Annotated in this window: 16 protein-coding genes and 1 pseudogene; 9 read left to right on the top strand and 8 right to left on the bottom strand. The window is 39.7% G+C overall.

Translation table 11 applies throughout. The features are described from left to right. Positions 1-74 precede the first annotated feature (74 nt). The 3 genes and pseudogenes from DPF90_RS09745 to DPF90_RS09735 form a co-directional block, all read right to left on the bottom strand. Positions 75-809, bottom strand: a pseudogene (locus DPF90_RS09745) (transporter substrate-binding domain-containing protein); the annotation flags it as partial. Positions 810-904: 95 nt separating this feature from the next. Further along, positions 905-1,705, bottom strand: a complete 801-nt coding sequence (locus DPF90_RS09740; protein WP_114786145.1) for an amino acid ABC transporter permease — start codon at positions 1,703-1,705, stop codon at positions 905-907. Further along, complete coding sequence (locus tag DPF90_RS09735) at positions 1,702-2,421, bottom strand: amino acid ABC transporter ATP-binding protein (RefSeq protein WP_114786144.1); 720 nt, start codon at positions 2,419-2,421, stop codon at positions 1,702-1,704. The genes DPF90_RS09740 and DPF90_RS09735 overlap by 4 nt, the downstream gene beginning before the upstream one ends. A gap of 307 nt (positions 2,422-2,728) precedes the next feature. Between DPF90_RS09735 and aroG the strand changes: the two genes are divergently transcribed. From aroG to DPF90_RS09715, 4 genes are all read left to right on the top strand, one after another. Then, positions 2,729-3,781, top strand: a complete 1,053-nt coding sequence (gene aroG / locus DPF90_RS09730; protein ID WP_114786143.1) for a 3-deoxy-7-phosphoheptulonate synthase AroG — start codon at positions 2,729-2,731, stop codon at positions 3,779-3,781. Positions 3,782-4,157: 376 nt separating this feature from the next. Continuing rightward, on the top strand, positions 4,158-5,066 hold the full coding sequence (locus DPF90_RS09725; protein WP_162814012.1) for a hypothetical protein: 909 nt from the start codon (positions 4,158-4,160) through the stop codon (positions 5,064-5,066). An 885-nt stretch (positions 5,067-5,951) separates the two neighbouring features. Then, positions 5,952-6,977: a porin gene (locus DPF90_RS09720; protein WP_114786141.1), complete on the top strand. Its 1,026-nt coding sequence runs from the start codon at positions 5,952-5,954 to the stop codon at positions 6,975-6,977. A gap of 177 nt (positions 6,978-7,154) precedes the next feature. After that, positions 7,155-7,769 carry a fumarylacetoacetate hydrolase family protein gene (locus DPF90_RS09715; protein ID WP_114786140.1) on the top strand — a complete coding sequence of 205 codons (615 nt, stop codon included), beginning with the start codon at positions 7,155-7,157 and terminating at the stop codon, positions 7,767-7,769. A 66-nt stretch (positions 7,770-7,835) separates the two neighbouring features. Here the strand turns inward: DPF90_RS09715 and DPF90_RS09710 are convergent, their stop codons facing one another. Together DPF90_RS09710 and DPF90_RS09705 are read right to left on the bottom strand one after the other, a co-directional pair. Beyond that, positions 7,836-8,927: a mechanosensitive ion channel family protein gene (locus DPF90_RS09710; protein WP_114786139.1), complete on the bottom strand. Its 1,092-nt coding sequence runs from the start codon at positions 8,925-8,927 to the stop codon at positions 7,836-7,838. Positions 8,928-9,099: 172 nt separating this feature from the next. Next, a complete protein-coding gene (locus DPF90_RS09705; protein ID WP_420855740.1) occupies positions 9,100-9,588 on the bottom strand; it encodes a DUF2850 domain-containing protein in 489 nt (162 codons plus the stop codon). A gap of 342 nt (positions 9,589-9,930) precedes the next feature. Here DPF90_RS09705 and DPF90_RS09700 point away from each other — a divergent pair, with 342 nt between their 5' ends. Beyond that, positions 9,931-10,218: a hypothetical protein gene (locus tag DPF90_RS09700; protein ID WP_114786138.1), complete on the top strand. Its 288-nt coding sequence runs from the start codon at positions 9,931-9,933 to the stop codon at positions 10,216-10,218. Here the strand turns inward: DPF90_RS09700 and DPF90_RS09695 are convergent. Both DPF90_RS09695 and DPF90_RS09690 read right to left on the bottom strand, forming a co-directional pair. Beyond that, complete coding sequence (locus tag DPF90_RS09695) at positions 10,205-11,377, bottom strand: GGDEF domain-containing protein (RefSeq protein WP_114786137.1); 1,173 nt, start codon at positions 11,375-11,377, stop codon at positions 10,205-10,207. The genes DPF90_RS09700 and DPF90_RS09695 overlap by 14 nt on opposite strands. 311 nt (positions 11,378-11,688) lie before the next feature. Continuing rightward, complete coding sequence (locus DPF90_RS09690; RefSeq protein WP_114786136.1) at positions 11,689-12,576, bottom strand: LysR substrate-binding domain-containing protein; 888 nt, start codon at positions 12,574-12,576, stop codon at positions 11,689-11,691. Positions 12,577-12,667: 91 nt separating this feature from the next. Here DPF90_RS09690 and DPF90_RS09685 point away from each other — a divergent pair, with 91 nt between their 5' ends. The 3 genes from DPF90_RS09685 (at position 12,668) to DPF90_RS09675 (ending at position 15,762) form a co-directional block, all read left to right on the top strand. Next, positions 12,668-13,582 (top strand): DMT family transporter, encoded by a 915-nt coding sequence (locus tag DPF90_RS09685; RefSeq protein ID WP_114786135.1) that lies wholly within the window; start codon positions 12,668-12,670, stop codon positions 13,580-13,582. Between the two features lie 307 nt (positions 13,583-13,889). Beyond that, on the top strand, positions 13,890-15,248 hold the full coding sequence (locus DPF90_RS09680) for a diguanylate cyclase (protein ID WP_114786134.1): 1,359 nt from the start codon (positions 13,890-13,892) through the stop codon (positions 15,246-15,248). A gap of 79 nt (positions 15,249-15,327) precedes the next feature. Continuing rightward, positions 15,328-15,762 carry an Mpo1 family 2-hydroxy fatty acid dioxygenase gene (locus DPF90_RS09675; protein WP_114786133.1) on the top strand — a complete coding sequence of 145 codons (435 nt, stop codon included), beginning with the start codon at positions 15,328-15,330 and terminating at the stop codon, positions 15,760-15,762. Between the two features lie 343 nt (positions 15,763-16,105). On the opposite strand, the gene DPF90_RS09670 is transcribed toward DPF90_RS09675, so the two are convergent. Beyond that, positions 16,106-17,617 carry a DUF3612 domain-containing protein gene (locus DPF90_RS09670; protein WP_114786132.1) on the bottom strand — a complete coding sequence of 504 codons (1,512 nt, stop codon included), beginning with the start codon at positions 17,615-17,617 and terminating at the stop codon, positions 16,106-16,108. 160 nt (positions 17,618-17,777) lie between these two features. Between DPF90_RS09670 and DPF90_RS09665 the strand changes: the two genes are divergently transcribed. Then, positions 17,778-18,353, top strand: coding sequence for an aldolase/citrate lyase/malate synthase family protein (locus DPF90_RS09665; RefSeq protein WP_114786131.1), 576 nt, complete (start codon positions 17,778-17,780; stop codon positions 18,351-18,353). Positions 18,354-18,615 lie beyond the last annotated feature (262 nt).

Below are 18,615 nucleotides of genomic sequence, written 5' to 3'. Positions count from 1 at the left end.
ATTCACATCATTGTCTCATTTTAACTACTATCTGCTAAGGTTTTGGGATAAATCGATAGGCGTCAATTGTTTATTCATTTTTGCCAATCTAATGTAGAAAACCAGTACTCGTAGCGCTGTTCTAGCCATCCATCTTCAATTCGATCATTGATCCAATGATCAAAGAAAGCTTGCTTGTCCGTTTCGCCCAAACGAACCGCAAAAGCTTCATTGCCTTTTGATAGACGTTCGTTGAAGGGGATGAACAAGGTATTGGCATGTTTTACGGCTTCATGTTCGGGTTTGGGGCTAGAGGCAATGACCGCATGTGCGTTTCCATTTAGAACTTCCTGAAAGGCTTGAGCTTCGTCATCAAACTGAAGAATTTTTGCTTTCGGGAAAGCTTCACGGGCGACTTGAACGGTAAATGCCCCTCGTCGTGCCGCAATTTTTATACGTCTTGAGTTAAAGTCACTGATTTTCGAGAAGCCTTCAGCTAGTTGTTTGTTGGCAGCAACTTGAACACCAGAATGTGAATATGGTTGGGTAAAAAGCACACTTTTAGAACGCTCATCCGTTATGCTCATTCCGCCAATAATGACATCAAATTTCTTAGCCAAAAGAGCTGGAATAATGCCATCCCAAGCGGTAGGAACAAACTTAATTTTCCAACCTGAGTCTGCTGCTAAACGTTTCGCCACATCAATTTCAAATCCGATTAGTTCTCCCTGTTTGTCACGCATTGCCCAAGGAACAAATGTGGACATACCGACACGTAAAGTACCTCTTTGATTGATTTCATCTAAGTTTGGGGTGTTACTAGCTTGAGCATACATTGGAGTCACTATAGAAATTATTGTTATAAATGATGCCCAGATTTTATGAACTGAGAGCTTTTGATATATAAATATGTTCATTTTTTATCCTACTTTGATGCGCACCAGCTAGTTCCCAGTTTGTATTCTAACCAGACTGAAAGACCAGAGAGCGATAGAGTGAGTGCTAAATATATTGCTGCAACAGTGAACCATATTTCAAATGGCATAGCCGTTTCTGACACTATGTTGCGCCCTTCTGTCGTCAAATCAAAAATAGCCATGACGCTGACAATAGAAGAGTTTTTAACCAAAGACACAACTTCATTGGTTAAAGGCGGTAACGTACGTTTTAACAACTGCGGGAATATGATTTTGTAGTAGGTCACACATGGATCAAGGGCAAGGGAAGAGGCTGCCTCAAACTGACCTCGCGGTATACCATTCAAACCGCCTCTAAGGATCTCAGCCGTGTATGCACCTTGAAAAAGAGACAGAGCAAGAATAGCGCTCGTTATTCTATCAATGCCTAGAATAGGACCAAAGATAAAATATAGCAGGTAGATTTGCACTAAGAGTGGGGTGTTACGAATCACTTCTATGTAAAGTGTTGCCAATAGTCGCCCGATGATAGAGTCGGAAAGTTTGAGTAGAGCAGTGGCAACACCTATCAACAAGGTAAATATCAAGCTGAGAAATGAAATTTTTATGGTGACCATCAAACCTTCAATCAATTCGGCAGGCCACCACTGCCCCTGTTCATAAAAAGCAATAAAATCGGGTACTCTTTTCCACTGCCATTGGTAGTCCATCGCTTTTGCGCCAGAGTCAAGAACCCACCCTAAAATGATGACTAAGACAAGGTTCTGCACTACCGCAGAAGCAATAGGCTTAAACATTTTTAAAATCATTGGTGACTCATGAACTGATCTAAAAAGTGTTGAGCTCTTGGATGTTGCGGTTGATTGAAAAACTGCTCTGGTGGTGCAACTTCAATTATTTTTCCTTGCTCCATAAATACCACTTTGTCTGCTATTTTTTGCGCAAAATTTACGTCGTGGGTGATGCATATCATGGTCATGCCCGATTTGGCGATATCTGTAATGATATTCAAGACGTCATGTTTTGTCTGCGGGTCTAGCGCTGAGGTTGGTTCATCAAACAGTAGCACCTCGGGTTGCATACAAAGCGATCGAGCAATAGCCACACGTTGTTTTTGGCCACTTGATAGTTGAACTGGAAATTGATCAGCCTGATCGGCCATACCAACTTGGTTGAGAAAGTGCATGGCATTTTTGAGTGCCTCTCGCCTTGAAAGATTCAATGTTCGGGTTGGTGCGAGTATCAGGTTGTCAAGAATACTAAGGTGCGGAAATAGATGAAAATGCTGGAAAACCATATCAACTTTATCGGACGGCATAGTTGAAATTGGCTGCCCTAAGACTTTAATTACGCCTTTCGAAATACTTTCTAGTCCGTTGACAGCTCTTATTAGCGTTGATTTTCCAGACCCTGAAGGGCCGCAGATCACTAGTTTCTCACCTTTCTTTACTGACAATTGAATGTCTGTGAGGGCTTTTAACTCTCCATATTGCTTATTAACATCTATCAATTCGACGGCATTCATGCAAAAACCAAGTGCGCATATTATTGTATTTTTACCATACATAGATCATAACGATATTGCATCTAACTTTGAACAAAGTGAGTGATAAAAGCTTGTGTTGACTCATAATTTTTATGATGTAATCTTGAGTTTACGCATGGTGTACAAATCAAAGATAGAAACTATATTGCATTTTATTTGAAAAAATGATTGCAAGGTTCGTTTTTGATAGATAAGTTACACCCTAGCCCAAGACGATATTTGAGTATTTAAGTGTGCCATGTATGAAGTGCACTACTCACGCTAAGAAAAATAGGAAGACGTAGCAATGTTCCAGACCGATGATGTACGAATTAGTAAAGTTAAAGAGTTATTACCACCAGTAGCGGTATTGGAAAAGTTTCCTGCTACTGAGACAGCGTCTTCTACAACCTTTCAATCTCGTCAAGATATCTCAAAAATTCTTCGTGGTGAAGATGATAGATTACTTGTGATTGTCGGCCCATGCTCGATCCATGATCCACAAGCGGCAATCGAATACGGAAAGCGATTGAAAGTTTTGCGAGACGAGTTGGGTGATAGACTCGAAGTTGTGATGCGAGTGTATTTTGAAAAGCCGCGTACAACGGTAGGTTGGAAGGGTCTTATTAATGACCCTTACATGAATGACACGTTTAAAATCAATGATGGTTTGCGCATTGGTCGTAAGCTTTTGCTTGATTTGACGGATCTTGGCCTACCAACCGCAAGTGAATTTCTTGATATGATAACGCCTCAATATGTGGCTGATCTTATCAGCTGGGGTGCGATTGGTGCGCGCACAACCGAATCTCAGGTCCACCGTGAATTGGCATCGGGTCTTTCTTGCCCAGTCGGATTTAAGAATGGAACCGATGGTAATATTAAAATTGCTTCAGACGCGATTCGAAGTGCGAGTGCGTCACACCACTTCTTATCAGTGACTAAGTATGGCCATTCTGCCATTGTAGAAACGGCAGGTAACTCGGATTGCCATATTATTCTGCGTGGCGGTAAAGAGCCTAACTATAGTGCAGCGCATGTGAGTGAGATTAAATCTCAGCTAGAAGCTTCGGGCTTGCCGCAAAAAGTGATGATTGACTTTAGCCATGCCAACAGCTCTAAACAATATCAGCGCCAGATGGTAGTTGCAGAGGATGTTGCTGGTCAAATCGCTTCTGGAGAAGATGCTGTCTTTGGTGTGATGATTGAGTCACACTTGGTTGAAGGCCGTCAAGACTTGGTTGATGGTAAGGCTGAAACTTACGGACGATCAATTACCGATGCGTGCATTGGCTGGCAAGATACCGAAAAAGTTCTTCGTCAACTAGCCGATGCAGTAGAAGCGCGTCGTCAACGATAAGCTCATATAATACAAAGAAACAGATAAAGGCAGAGTGATCTGCCTTTTTATTAACAATAATTTTCTCTTTATAACTCAAAATGAAGTCATTTTTGGTTGACTTCAACTTTGTCTACTTATTGATTTATTTATATCGTCAAAAAATAAAGTAAGACTTCTCTTTAAAATTATCCCCTTATTTATATGAGCTTGGTTGCATTTGCGTTCTATAATACTAACTCATCTTGTTTGACTCGTTATCTATCTCTTCTTAAGCTTACGATATGTTAGCTTTAGTTCTTTTTCGTATGTGCAACATTACAGTTTAGAATGTATTGACATCGTATGAATGTAAGATTTTATGATATTTGTTTTTATTCAAAAGGATGTAACCATTATGCTTACCAAGATAAGGAATGAAGATGACTTTTTAGTTAATGTAGAAATTCTAGAGGCAATTGCAGCGTGTGAAAGTGCCATGTCGACGAGTTACTTCATGTCTAGAAAGAGAACCACCTTAAAAAAAGACAACTTCAAACACCTTCATTCTTTGGTTAAAGAGAGGCTCTTTCACCCTCCGGAATTGTTCCTTTCTGAGCTTATTAATATAGTGAAGACTCAGCGAGGTATATATAAGTCAGAAACTAAAAGTGGAAAAGCCTTGTTACTTTATATTCAAAATAGTAGTGAGCTAAAACAACACTTTCAATCAGAGTTAAATGTAAATGGGCCTATCTACTACAGGCATTTAGACATGTATTTTAATAAAAATAAAATTGAGTACCATTCAAATTTTAATAGTATTAAAAATACTAAACATAATTATAAAGCTTATTTTGATATAAGAAATGTAGAAGGGCTATTCGAGTTTTGGTATGAGTCTGCTCTCACAGTAAACAAACAATGGTCTAGGAGTGAACCTGTTCCTCACAATAGTAACTTTGGTTGGGGACAAGACCTTTATCTAAACCAAGTTTGGGATGCGCGATACCTGTTTAAAGAAGAGTTTGAAGGTATTAAAGATGCTCAAGTACAAGGCTATTTTCATGATCTCAGATCCATTGTATGGTCCTCCTCGTCTAGGTTGTCACACATGGCGGTTGCTTTAATGTTTAGAGTAATAAGTTATTTAGATGAAGCTAATAGGGATCAGTACATGTACATTTATAATGATCTTAAATCTCTTGCCTCTGATATCAGGTCACAGCCTGCCATGAAAAAATATATTGTTGATAGAGCAACGCAGTCAAACTTGATAAAGTCGTCTGAAGCGGACAATCTTTTTATCAAGAACTCTAGTATTTGATCGTGTAAGATACAGTAGGGACTGCCCATAATCATAGAAGGAATATGATGTTTTTCTTTTTAAGCGAATGGCATGTAAAACATAATCTGGTTCTTCTCCGAGCTGGTTAACCATAATTAAAGATTAAAATCTTGTTAACTATTTGCAATATGCAGTGCTAGAAACATTGCCTGCGACATCGATGTACTTAACAATCATCTTTATAAATCGCGACATAACACTCTTTACATTAATTAAGCATCAGGCTTTCAATAATTTGGATCGGAACTTAACAGTAACAAAGTCTTTAGCTTTGGGTTCAGTCTTGCAATAAACATAAACAGTCGATTTAGGCTGAGTTATGACGACAAACATCCGTCTCTTTAGTACATCGAAAATTTTCGATGACATTTTTTACAAGCCAAATCGATTTTACCAACATACATTCCAACACTTCACAGTTTTTGTTCTCCATGATGTTCTTACTATGGACCATATGAAAATGTCATTTTTTTAACTATTGAAACAATAAATACTGCACCTTTTTAAGCTGTTATTTTGACTAATGATATTTAAATTAGAAGGGACTTGAAGCGGCATGATTACCTATATTGATAGAGATATTTTCTACTTTCTTTAAAAAGTTCCAATCTAATTTCCAAAAATGTGAACTTGGTCTTGTTTTATGTCATAAGTGTCAATAATGAGAAAAACCCTTAGCATTCAATTGGTTAAAATTTAATCATATTTCTGTTAGTTCAGTAATTGCTAATTTAGCCCTTAAATATGAAACAAGGCGCACTTCACTTTTGATTTTTTCGTACTACTTTATAAATGTTCATGAAAAAGCTTGGTTTTCTGAGTCTTATGTGAACAAAGGTTATAACCCTATATGGACGTTAAATTATGAAAATTAAATTATTAGCCGCTTTGGTTGCGGCAACAGCATGTGGTTCAAACGCTTTTGCAGCAGAAGTTTATAACAGTGAAGGCACAACTCTTTCTATTGGCGGTTATGTCGATGTGGGGGTTGGTGAGTATGATAAAAGTAAAGATGTAAGTCAAACTAGAAAACAAAGTCAAGATGTGGACGTCAACGCAGTCTCTCCTCGTATAAACATTGCTGGAAGCCAGGATGTTGGCAACGGTGTTATTGTTGATATGAAAGGAGAGTGGGCATTGAAATATCTAGATGGTGGTGATACTTCCTTTACCACTCGTTTAGGCTATATTGGTGTTACCCATGAAGAAATGGGCCGCATGGTAGTGGGTACTCAGTGGTCACCTTACTATGATGTTGGTAGTGTAGCAGACTATCCCATTGCTTTTGCAAACGATTTTTTGTACGAAAACCAGAATATTATGGGTGGCGCACGTGCTGAGAGAATGGTGAGTTATAGAAACTCCTACGCTTTCTCTGATGACGGTATGGTCAACCTCGGCCTTGGTTGGCAGGGTGATGAAAGTGAAGAAGGTGCTGATTCCAGAGTGCAGGCTGCGTTAAGCCTGAAGATGATGGGTTTTGGTTTGGGCTATGCGTATTCAGGTGGTGAATATGAAGTAAGTAGTGTCAAACAAGATGCGATATCACATATTTTTTCACTTCATTACGGTTCTTACGGCTCGGGTCTATTTGTAGCGGGTGTTTACGCTATGAATGAGTATTTCTTTGATGATCTGGAGGAAAGTGTCCAGCTTGAAGGTTTGCTTGCTTACGGTATGGATAATGGCCTAAATGTCAGTGTTAACTACGAAGCTGTTGATGATGATAAGAATAACAAGACACAATTTAGTACGTCTGCGATTCAGTTAGAATATACAGTAACACCAAATCTTATTACTTTTGCTGGTTATGAGATAGATCTAGGTGATGATGACGCTACTACTGAAGATGACGACAAGTGGTTAATCGGTGCTCGTTACTTCCTGTAATTCAATAATCCAACTGCCTTAACACGCATTTGTGTCAACGCCTATTCAACTTTGAATAGGCGTTTTTGTATTGACCGATAAACTTTGTGCATTATCTCAATCTTTATGATGCTGTGTATCGACGACTTACAGATTTCTATTACCATCTAGCTGAGTGAATGATAACAGGGAGCGCACATGAACTCGGTTAAACTTGGCAGTAACCCAATTCAGCCTACCAAGATTTTATGTATTGGTCGAAACTATCACGACCATATTAAAGAGCTAAATAACCCAGTCCCTGACGAAATGGTAGTGTTTAATAAACCACCTTCATCGATAGGTTCCCAGTTATGTTCTTATCATGGAGAAACGGTCCATTATGAGGGTGAGATTTGTTTTTTGGTTAAGGATGGGCAGTATTGCGCGGTAGGGTTTGGTCTGGATTTAACCAAACGTGAATTGCAGTCAAAGCTTAAAAGTAAGGGGCTACCTTGGGAGCGTGCGAAGGCGTTTGATGGATCGGCAGTGTTTAGTCGTTTTCTTCCAATTGAAGGCGTTGACATTGAGTCTTTGCAAATTGAGTTATTTATTAACTGTGTGCGAGTACAAAAAGGTTTGGTTGCGGACATGATTTATTCGCCACAATCGATATTGGAAGAGCTGCGGACTTATACAAAATTAGAGGATGGCGACATCATCATGACCGGGACCCCACAAGGCGTTGGTGAAGTGCATCAAGGCGATGCATTTTTGGGAAGGATAAGCTGTCAAAATAACATTTTATTGGAAGTCGAATGGGTTGCACAATAAAGCACTATAATCTCGGTAACCAATTGCCCTACAAGTGCTTTTTATTTGATTGCAGGGCATAAAACATTATATAAGCTCTTGACTACTTTCGTTGGTCACAGAATTTTCCAGTTTGAGTGTTTGAGTTGGGAAGGCAATATCGGCGTCATGTTGATGAATGATGTGCATGATTTGCAGCAGGACATCTTCTTTCACTTGGTGGTAGCGCACCCAATTCACCGTTTTGGTAAAGGTGTATACAAGCATTTGGAGTGATGATGGGCCAAAGGCATTAAAATTCACAATCAATGTTTGTTTGGTATCGATATCTGGATGATTTTGGAGCATAGACTTGATATCGTTAACGATACCCTCTACTTTGTGGCCATCACTATAGCGTACCCCGATGGTTTCTTTAATCCTTCGGTTAAGCATTCTCGAAGGGTTTTCTACCACGATATTGCTGAAAACAGAGTTCGGAATATACAGAGGTCGTTTTTCGAATGTTCGAATAATCGTCATTCGCCAACCGATACGCTCAACTGTACCTTCTATTTGGCGATCGGGAGAGCGAACCCAATCACCCACTTTAAACGGACGATCAAAGTAAATCATCATACCGCCAAAGAAATTCGAGAGTAAGTCTTTTGCGGCAAGACCGACAATCAAACCACCCACACCACCAAAGGTTAACAAACCAGATAGGCTAAGCCCAAAAGCTTGCATTATGGTGAGTGCACCTATAATGACGAAGAAAAGTCGTGAGACTTTAGCGATCGCATGAACTGTGGTTTCATCATGCGTTTTTTTCTGAAGAACAAAGCTCTCGACATTATTAATAAAGCGTATTGTTATCCATGCCAGTATAGCGATAACAATTGGCAGTTTTAACGTACTGAGCCAACCAAGCTTGATGCCAAAGTGCTCTTGAATAAAAAAGTCGAGTGACACTGTTGCTGGCCAACACCATATGAGTGCACTAATGGGTGTTTTTAGCGCATTTAATGTCAAGTCATCCCAATCAAAGTTGGTTTTTTTTGATAGGTATTCTAGTCGATTGTATATAATTCTCCATGCTATCCAAGCAAGGAAGCTTGCTAGGGTAATAAACAAAAAGTTAGTGTTCCAACTTTGCAAAAATGTAATCATGGATTGTGTTAGAGGAGATGAAGGCTCCATAAGCTATTGGTTCTCATAGTTACAAACTCACACATTAGTATAAAGATATGTTGTCCATCAAACTAGTTATGTTCTACGCAAAACCCTTTATAAATGTACAATAACGAAGAAAGCTTACGTTTAGTGAGAGACAGCAATACTGTATGTTGGTAAGGAGTAAGAAAATATACGATTACTTTTTACTATTGAAGTGTTCAGACAAGGCGGCGCGACGTCTTTTGGCGGCCCCCCCACCACTTTTCACTGTGTCTTCATAGCCAGATTTTATAAAGCGTTGAGTCGGACTGCTTGGAGTTATACGCTTAAGCTGTGGTGATTTCGGCGTTCCTGCGACCTGATAAACAGTCTGACCACTTCCCGTTGTCACCGTAATTAGTGTCCCATCATAACCAAAGTCTGTAGTGATAAGCCTTTCGTTACGAAAGACACCACGTTCACTGAATGTCAGTATCTCAGTGTCATACTCTGGGGTACCAATTTCAATCCATCTTCCATAGACGTGTTTAGGGTGAATATAGTCTTTGTAGCTAAAGTATAAGATAGCAGAAAAGGCAACACCGAGAGCGATAAGTAAGGTTATCCCAGAAAACTTGAGAAAAGCGTTTTTTGTCAAATTGGAGTCATCTGATTCCGACTCTTTGCTTTTCTTATTTAATGCCACATTAAACTGCTCTTTTTTGATGGTATCAAATGATAAGTATACCTTTAAACCAGAATCATTAGTGAAAAATTTATTTTAGCAACATCGGTGTATCTAGATAGAAAGAGTGCTCTCGCTTAAAATATAACGATTTTCACACAATTACACCCTGGTGAACGTCTCAGAATACAAGCCGAAAAAGATTAATATTTCTCCCCAAATTACCACTAAAGCTGTAATACCACATATCTTGCTGTTGCTATCAAAAGTACAAGATGGTCAGTGAAGTAAATGTCAGCTTTTACAATTGATATAAATATCTACTACAATTAAGGGGCGAAGTTGTATTTGGGGAGGTGATATATGTCTGTTGTACCAAAGCACAAAGACCCGCACGCTCGTTATGATCCCAATCAGGAATTGACTACGGATCAATTGCATCGATTTGGCAAGGTTGCTAATGAAGCGCAAAAAAGACGAGAGTTAAGAGCACAAAGAGGGACGTTGGCGTCAGCTGCTCGTACTGTCAAAGATAAAGCGATGAAGCCGGTGGTCGAGCCCAAAAAAGATAAACGGAATTCAGTTAGGTATGCCGCTTGGATGCTGGTGGCTATGTCTGTGAGTTTATGGTTAATGTTTATGAGTCGTTAGGTCTTGCTGTCTTCAGAGGTGTCACCTTACCCAACCCAAGTTCTTCTTCACTATTTAGAGAATCACATTGATGTGGATTGTAGAAACTGTATTGGTTCTTACCACTGTGTTTAGCTGAATACATAGCTTTATCTGCACAACGTGTCAGCTCTAACATTGAATCTGCATCGTCAGGAAACAAAGCCACACCAGCGCTTACAGTGAGTTTATTAATCCTTTCCGTACTTTGATAGCTATCTTCAAACAGATGGCATATACGTTCCAAAATTCGGTTAAGGTCCTCAACGCTGTTTACACCATAAAGAAGGAGCACAAACTCATCACCGGCAAATCGAGCGATGGAGTAATCATTTCTTTGAGTTTTTCTGTCCTTGGTGCGGATATTGTTTTTTAAACGATTTGCAAAGTGCTGGAGAACACGATCGCCTATTTCATGACCATAGGTATCATTGATCATTTTGAAGTTGTCTATGTCTAAAAAGACCATTGCGGTTAAAGTATCATTATCTCTTACTTGCTCAAGTTTGCCCAATGCCCAGCTCTCAAAGCTCCATCGATTGGCTAGCCCTGTGAGTTGATCACGGTAAGCGAGATCTTCAATGCCTTCTTTGTAAAGGGACTGTATATAGCTCGTCACTTTTGCATAGAAATAAGCAGAGGTATTACACACAACACCAAGCGCCAGTAAGCTAATCAAGAACCGATCGATTGCAAACTGGCCGGATACCACGACCAAATCGGTAAACACACAGACCACAAATATCAACAGGTAGGACGATACACTGATGATCAGGCCTGTCTTAAATTCGCACGCTAATATGACAGCAGCCAAGATCGGGAAAAGCCAGAGTAATCTGTCGGCGATGTGTTCGCCGTAAAAAAGGAGCATTGCGGCTTGAAAAAGCAAGACACCGGACAATACGATGTCTGAAACGTTAACTGAGGGGTTTAACCTCTGGTACAAAAGGTTACCAGCTAAAATTACGACGCAAAGACCATTAGTGATGCCGAATAAATAACTTTGGTTTGAAAGATGTAGGAGCCCGTAATAGGCCATGATTGTTAAAGCTATCACAGAGCACAGGAATACGATTTTACATTTTCTCGCAGAGCGCATATCTGCCATTTCTTCGAGATGTTGTCCTACAAAGTTTGTCATATGGTCCTTGCCTACGCAATTTACAATCCGGCTATTTAAGTCTAGAAGAAAAAATTCAGTTTGGAGCAAGGTTTGAGAAATAAATTAATAGTTTTCAATGTGGTATATTAATAATATTGCATATAATGGGGTGTTTATTTGACTATAATACAAGCCGAAAGTATAGCTAAGACTATGTATTTTCATGTAAAGAGCTAAGCATTCACTTTAATTCATGATGTACTATTTTTCGTATGTATTGCTAGAGTGACATCCAAGTGTGTTTTGATATAATCAAACGTTCTACAAAACTTAACATTGATAGTTTGAATTCATTGACTGAATTCCTGGCGTAGCCAGTTACGTAGCAAAAGAACGTTCTCATTCTTAAGTTTTTCTGGTGGGCATGTGAAGTAGAAATCCTGATTTGGGTTATGAATGGGCGATCCCACTTCAACTAGGGAACCTTGACTCACTTCGTCTCGGATAAAATGCCGATGTGATACAAAGATGCCGAGTTTACGGATAGTGGCTTGAACCGCCTGAATTGAAGCGCTGAACTTAAGGTTTTGTGTGTAGGCGGGCTCTGGGAGTTGGTGACTCTTGCACCATATTTTCCAGTCATCTTTTCGTCTATCATTGGTAACTATGATTGCTGGATACTGCTTTAGGATATATTCTGGCGTAGTATGAATATCAATTAGTTCGGGGCTGGCTGTCAGAACGAGCTCATCTGTCGCTAACAACTCACAATAATAATCAGACCAATCATGGGTATTGCCATGGATAATAGCCACATCTATTCCTTCGGATTCCATTTTGAAGTGTCCTGTGAGATTTGAAATTCGAATATCAATGTTTGGGGCAAATTGGTTAAATCGGTCAACATGAGGTATCCACCAATGCATGACCAGAGAATTGACCATGTTGAGGGTTATTCGTTGACTGTGTTGTTGTTCAATAAGTTTTTCAGTTGCCGATACTATTTGTTCCAGTGCAGGTGCGACTTGCTTGTAATAGTGCCGTCCAGTTGAATTTAGTGAAACACTCCTTCCCTGACGGATAAACAGTTTCTGCCCGAGTTGTGATTCAAGATTTTTTATTGATTGACTGATCGCTGAATGACTAACGCTAAGGAGTTGGGCTGCATCAGTCATGCTACCAGTTTCTGCCACTGCAACAAAAGCATACACTGACTTTAACGGTATAGGTCTTTTCATATGTAAGTTTCTCTTACTAATACTGTAAATATAACTCGCTTTTTATCTGACTTACAAGGGCATAAACTTGGGCCATGATAGAGGAGGATTTATGGTAAATCGCTGGTATCCCATATTATTTATGATGGCGTCTACGTTCAGTTTGTCGTTAACAGGACTGGTTTCCAAGTTTTTAACCGATCACTTTGAGGTGAGCTTGTTAAGCTTCCTGCGATTTATTGTCCCAGCAATGATGCTGGTTCTTGTGTTCGTTGGGCGAGAAATTAGGTGGCCCAGCCCTAATGAGCAATTATCTCTTTGGATAAGGGCTTTGTGTTTGGGTTTAAGTCAAGTGTGTTTTATATTTTCACTTCAACACTTAACCTTGATGGAAAGCGTTGTACTTTTCGCTACAGGGCCTTTGTTTATCCCAGTATTAGAAAATCTTATATTTTCAACCCCAATTAAAGTCGTAAATACAATAGGTCTAGTGGTGACATTTGTTGGGGTAACCATGCTATCGAGCGACGAAAGCCAGATCAGTATAAGGCTTGAGCTGATTGTTGGTTTGTGTGCAGGGCTATTTAATGCAGGGTCTCAATTAAGTTTGTATAAGATCAGTCAAAGCCGTTTAAATGCGTTTGAGATAAACTTTTGGAGTTTTCTTTATGCAGCGGTTGTGGTTGTCCCTATACTCACGTTCAGTTTTATCGATAACCGCACTATGTATCAGTCCCTAGACGATGGACCATGGCTTGTTGTTATTGCGCTTAGTTTATTAGGTTTGATGGTCATTAATACGAAAGTGTTTCGTTCGAAGGCATACCAGCTTGCCAGCTCTGGTTCAGAGTTAGCACCAGTCATTTATACCAATTTGGTCTTTACTGCGGTCTGGCAGTGTGTGTTTTTTCAAAAGACATATAATCTTTTTCAATTGTATGGTCTTATATTAATCATGTTGACCAATGTAGTTTGCGCTGCTTGCTCCTACCTAGGTGACAAAAATCATTCTTGCCACAAAAGCTAGCCTGATACGAATTTAGAGCTTATCTCTAGCTTCAACCCTTATTTTGAAGCCTTTACGCGTCTTATGATAGGCCTAAACATTGGGATGACGCTATTAGATCGTGGGGGGTAGGCATATAAGTATAAATAATATTTCTGTCATTATTAATGGAAACTTACTCAAGTTCATATAGGTTTTAAGTAGGGGCATAGATATTGAACTCTATTGTCGTACATAGAAATCAAGGAAAAATAGAGTGACGTGATAATTTGAGAGGATGTACAGTTTTCCAGTGCTGGGTCTCGCGCTGGTTTGATGTGAGGGGCGAATGAGAGAACGCTTGGGCAGTCGATGGGCGGCTATACTAGTGGCACTACTTCTATGTGTAATTGGAGTAGGACTGGTAGAGATTATCGATCGTAGCCAGAAGACCTTTATGCATAACAGCATGTTGGTTCGAGCGAAAGAAGAACTATCTATTATCCGTTCAGAGTTAGAAATCGCTATTTTTAACGACATTTTTGTTGCAAACGGTTTGTCGGCTCTGATTGCGGCTAATCCAAACTTTGAGTTTTCAGGATGGGGCTTATTTGCATCCAGCGTGATGCGTAAAGCACATCATGTTGAACTCATTACATTAGCGCCAGATGACGTAGTCAAGTATGTCTATCCATACGAAGGTAATGAAGCCTTGCTTGCTCTTGATTATCGAACTCTCCCTGAACAATGGAGGACGGTTAACAAGGCGAGAGACATTCATGAAATATTAATTGCAGGCCCGCTCAATTCGATCCAAGGTGGGCGGGTGCTGATTGCTCAAGTCCCGATTTTTTCAGACCCTATATACCATCGCGATTATTGGGGAGTATGTAGTTTAGTCATTTCTCTCGAGTCACTGTTTGAAGATGTAGGGGTAAAGTCTTACACCGAGAAGTATTATCTTGCGATGCGAGGTGTTGATAGCTCGGGAGAAGAAGGCGATATCTTTTATGGTACGCAGAGTACCTTTGATCGCGCTTTCGCTGTGGAGTCGGTCAAGTTTCCATATGGGACTTGGACTATCGCGGCCGCAACAAAAAGTGATTTGCTTGAATACAGTAATTGGTATCGAATTCATGCAGTGAGACTCCTTGGCTACCCGCTTATTGTTTTACTCCTTTTGGCCTATGGCACAATCTACTACCTTTACCATGCCGCGAATAAACGAGCTCTACATGACTCATTGACCTCTCTGCCTAATCGTCGCTACTTCATGTACACCTTAGATCGGCACTTTGCCCTTGTAGCGGGTTCTGGAAAAAGAGAGTCTTTTGCTATTCTCAACGTTGATTTAGATAAATTTAAGTGGATCAATGATACGTTCGGTCATGCTGCTGGGGATAAGGTGCTTGTCGAGGTAGCGAGAAGGATAAAGAGTGCACTGAGGTCGTCGGATCTTGTCGCACGGGTTGGAGGTGATGAGTTCCTAATACTTTTAACTCGAATTAAACGAAAAGAAGATGTTGAAATTATTAACAACGAGTTACAAAAATCCATTTGCGATAAGCCAGTCATTTATGAAAAAAATGACATCAGCGTTTATGTTAGTGTTGGTCTAGCAATCTATGACGAGCGGTATAAAGAAGTAGATGAGATGCTCAAAGCCGCTGATGACAGTATGTATGATGAAAAGCGGCGGGAAGATTAAATTGAGTGTATTTGACTATCCCTGAAAGCTAGTTAGTGAATATGATCAAGGCACAGGGAACAAGATTTAGCGGGGGAGAATGCAAGAATTAACACAATGGCTAAGTGAATATGGGGAAAATCATCGACACCCAATAAATCAGAAGATTAATAAAGTGGCGGTACCTGGCACTTTCTTGTCTTTAGTAGGCTTAATATGGAGCATACCATCATTGTCGCTTTTGGGCCTTACACTAAACTGGGTATGGGTAGCCGCAATACCTCTAGCTATTTTTTACTTCAAGCTTTCCCTTAGTGTTTCTTTGATGATGTTAGGCTTTTTCTTAGCTTGTGTATCGCTCGTCTGGTCTCTCGACATCCTTGAATTACCAGTACTTCTTGTATCCATCCTTGTATTGACTCTATTCGGAATTATACAGTTCGTTGGTTATGAGATTGAAGGTAAACGGCCTTCGTTCAGAGAATACATTGGGTTTATTTTAATTGGCCCAATATGGGTATTTCGTCACAAATAACTCACCTTGAATCATTGTGGTCGCTGCATTTGATAGTAGACAAGTGAATCTCAGTACCAATTGCAAATTAAAATCTCTCATTTTGCATTTTGCAATCAGTATTCATAATGCAAGGTCTATTATGCGTATTGTTGGTATACAATTGGCCATAATGCATACAAAAATAGGCTTTAAATTAATTTTCAATGTTGGCACGCCTTGTGCATATATGTAAGTGACCCTTATTAAGCCGAGGGTCACCTAGCCAACTGACGTTGTTAGTGAATACACATTGTTCACACTTTATATAGCCAATCACAATTATTGTGGTTGGCTTTTTTTATGTATGCTTTATAAGCATGAGCTAACTATCCAAGTCATAACAACTAGGCTTTCTAGGACAAACAGCACCACGAGAGCAAATGACTCTCGCGTCTGCCTGTATTCCACGTTCAACCCAGTTGATATTTAAGATCTTTGCTACCGTTGTGAACTCCTTGCGAATGTTATTTGGGATGGATGAGGTGCCACCACCATCGACACATAATGATTTCAGAGATTCTGCGATTGCTCGAGAGTCTCCTCCTTGGGCATCGATTGCTGGATTCAGATCGATACCAGCGCAGAGCACTCTGTTGTTTCCCGCCGGATCCGCTATGTTAACTGATTCACAGCAATAAATTCTGGGTTCTCCATTGACATCCAATATAGATATCTGAGCAGAACTCGAATGCTGGGGTTGCGATAATCGACGAAAGACAGCCCAATGTTGACAGGGGTCGTTGACCTGACGCATATTTCCCCATGGTAGTGGAATTCCGTTTCCCCGATACACGGCTTTGAGTTTGTGTTGGCCGTATGCATCAAAATAGTGCCAGTGAGGATATGGAGAAACCACCGTCATGCGCCTCATAGCCACTGAAGGTGATACTCCGGCCTTAATATGAGTATTTATTTCATAACCATTACGATCGAGCAATTGACGAAAAGGTACTTTTGGGCAAAGTAGGGCGCCTGCGAAGAAGCTTGATTCAAAATCGCGCCACGCTTGTAAAATGTCTTTTGATTTGAGGTATGAGGACGAATTTGACTGGTCATTTTCTTCCCAGCTAGTTGATTGACCAACAGACAGTACACTTTTTAGACTGGATTTATTATGTAAAACACTATGACCAATATAAACAGCTAAGTCATACTTTAGGCGAGTTGGGTACTGCTTTAAAATATCATTTAAGTAGATAGTGCTGGGAGGCTCGAAGAAAGACGTTACAATTTGGGTTGTACTTACCCCTAACTCATCAATGATGTTCTTTGGTGGACGAGATACCCATTGTACGCTGAGGCCCATTCGACGAGCAATATCCATCAAATCCTGCTTTGATAAGTTTAGTCGCTTTAAGCCTACTTCTTCAGCTGCTCGTTCAAGATCTGGAAAATGATTTTGGTTACTTTCTTGGTGCGCTCGGATGAGAAGGTGTGCAAATTGTCGTCCTGAGATCCCTGTTTGAGATAACATTTCTGGAATTGCAATCTGTAATATTTCGTTAGAAAAAAGAAAACTAGGCTCTAGCGCCATACCATGAATACCACCTCTATTCCCTTTCTCTGGTGTGATATCAACTTTTTCTGGCTCGTCGTCTAAAAACCATGAAAGCTCTTTTTGAAATACATCAGCAATCACTCCTAACATGTCGCTACTTGGTACTCGTTTGCCTCGTTCAATCATTGACAGGTAAGAGACAGATGGAGCAGATTCTGGGTTGATTCTAATACAGCGAGCAGAGAGATCCTCCATTGTTAAGTGGTTTCTTTTTCTGAGATTTCTTATTTTAGTACCCAAAAAATGAGATTGACGAATTAGGCTTTTTGGCAACATTTTGTAAAATTCACACTGTAAAATTTTTGTTGTGAAATTGTAGTAAAAAACAAACTAGTATACCAAGTAAGCAAAGTCACAAATCGACATGTTGCGATGTACAAGTCCTAAATACTTGTTCTAGCGACGTAAATAGGAAAAATTTTTGAGGGAAAACAATATGAACATGCTTACATTCGACAAAATGAAAAATCACACAAAGCATGAAAACTTCATAGCGGAAGCGGTTTTTGAAGTGGAAAGTGCGAATACAGACAAGGGAGTAGAAAAGCAAGTCAAAGCCAAGCAGTTGCTTGATCGTCTTTTCCCTCTAGAGCATGGTTCTCATAACAATGTGACTGCTTATCTAATCGATTACCGTCATGTGATGGCTTATTTCAGGGACGGAAGCCACAGCGGTCTAAAATACCCCAAACACTTCGTTGCTTACTGTGGTCATAAAGAAAACCCAGAATCGATTCTCTTTCGAGATGGTAAAGGTAGCCATGTCGAGCTAACACTGGGAACTCAAAAAGGAACAGGCTGTGTTGAACTGGTAACTATTGATGATATCCAGCTAGAAACATGTACTTTGTTCCCTCATGAGATACATGAAATGTCCGCTATACGCCATTGGATTAGCCTAATTAAGGCCGATGGACAAGGCAAGCCTCGTGCGTATTCTGAGGCCAAAGAATATACATCGAAATCTGGTGAAGATTATGACTTACTATGTTGCTATAAGTTAAATAAATAAAGATATTTAAAGTTTAATCTATTAATAAGGGCTTATTGTAAAGGAGCCTTTATTGTATATGAGGTACTGTAAAATGATGAAAAAAATATATGAATTGTTATGTTATATCAATTGATTATGGGGATGCCCTGCTGTTAAAAAAATATTACACATAAATATAATTAGTCTATATATAATTGTTTTTTCGATGTCTTAACGTATCAAAATCAAATATCAATCATTTTACTGATATTTTGGTGTATTTTTTTGTTTCCATGAAATG

Source organism: Vibrio tetraodonis (genome assembly GCF_003350295.1).
GTDB classification, from domain to species: domain Bacteria; phylum Pseudomonadota; class Gammaproteobacteria; order Enterobacterales; family Vibrionaceae; genus Vibrio; species Vibrio tetraodonis.
This window is presented reverse-complemented; position numbering and strand designations above follow the sequence as displayed.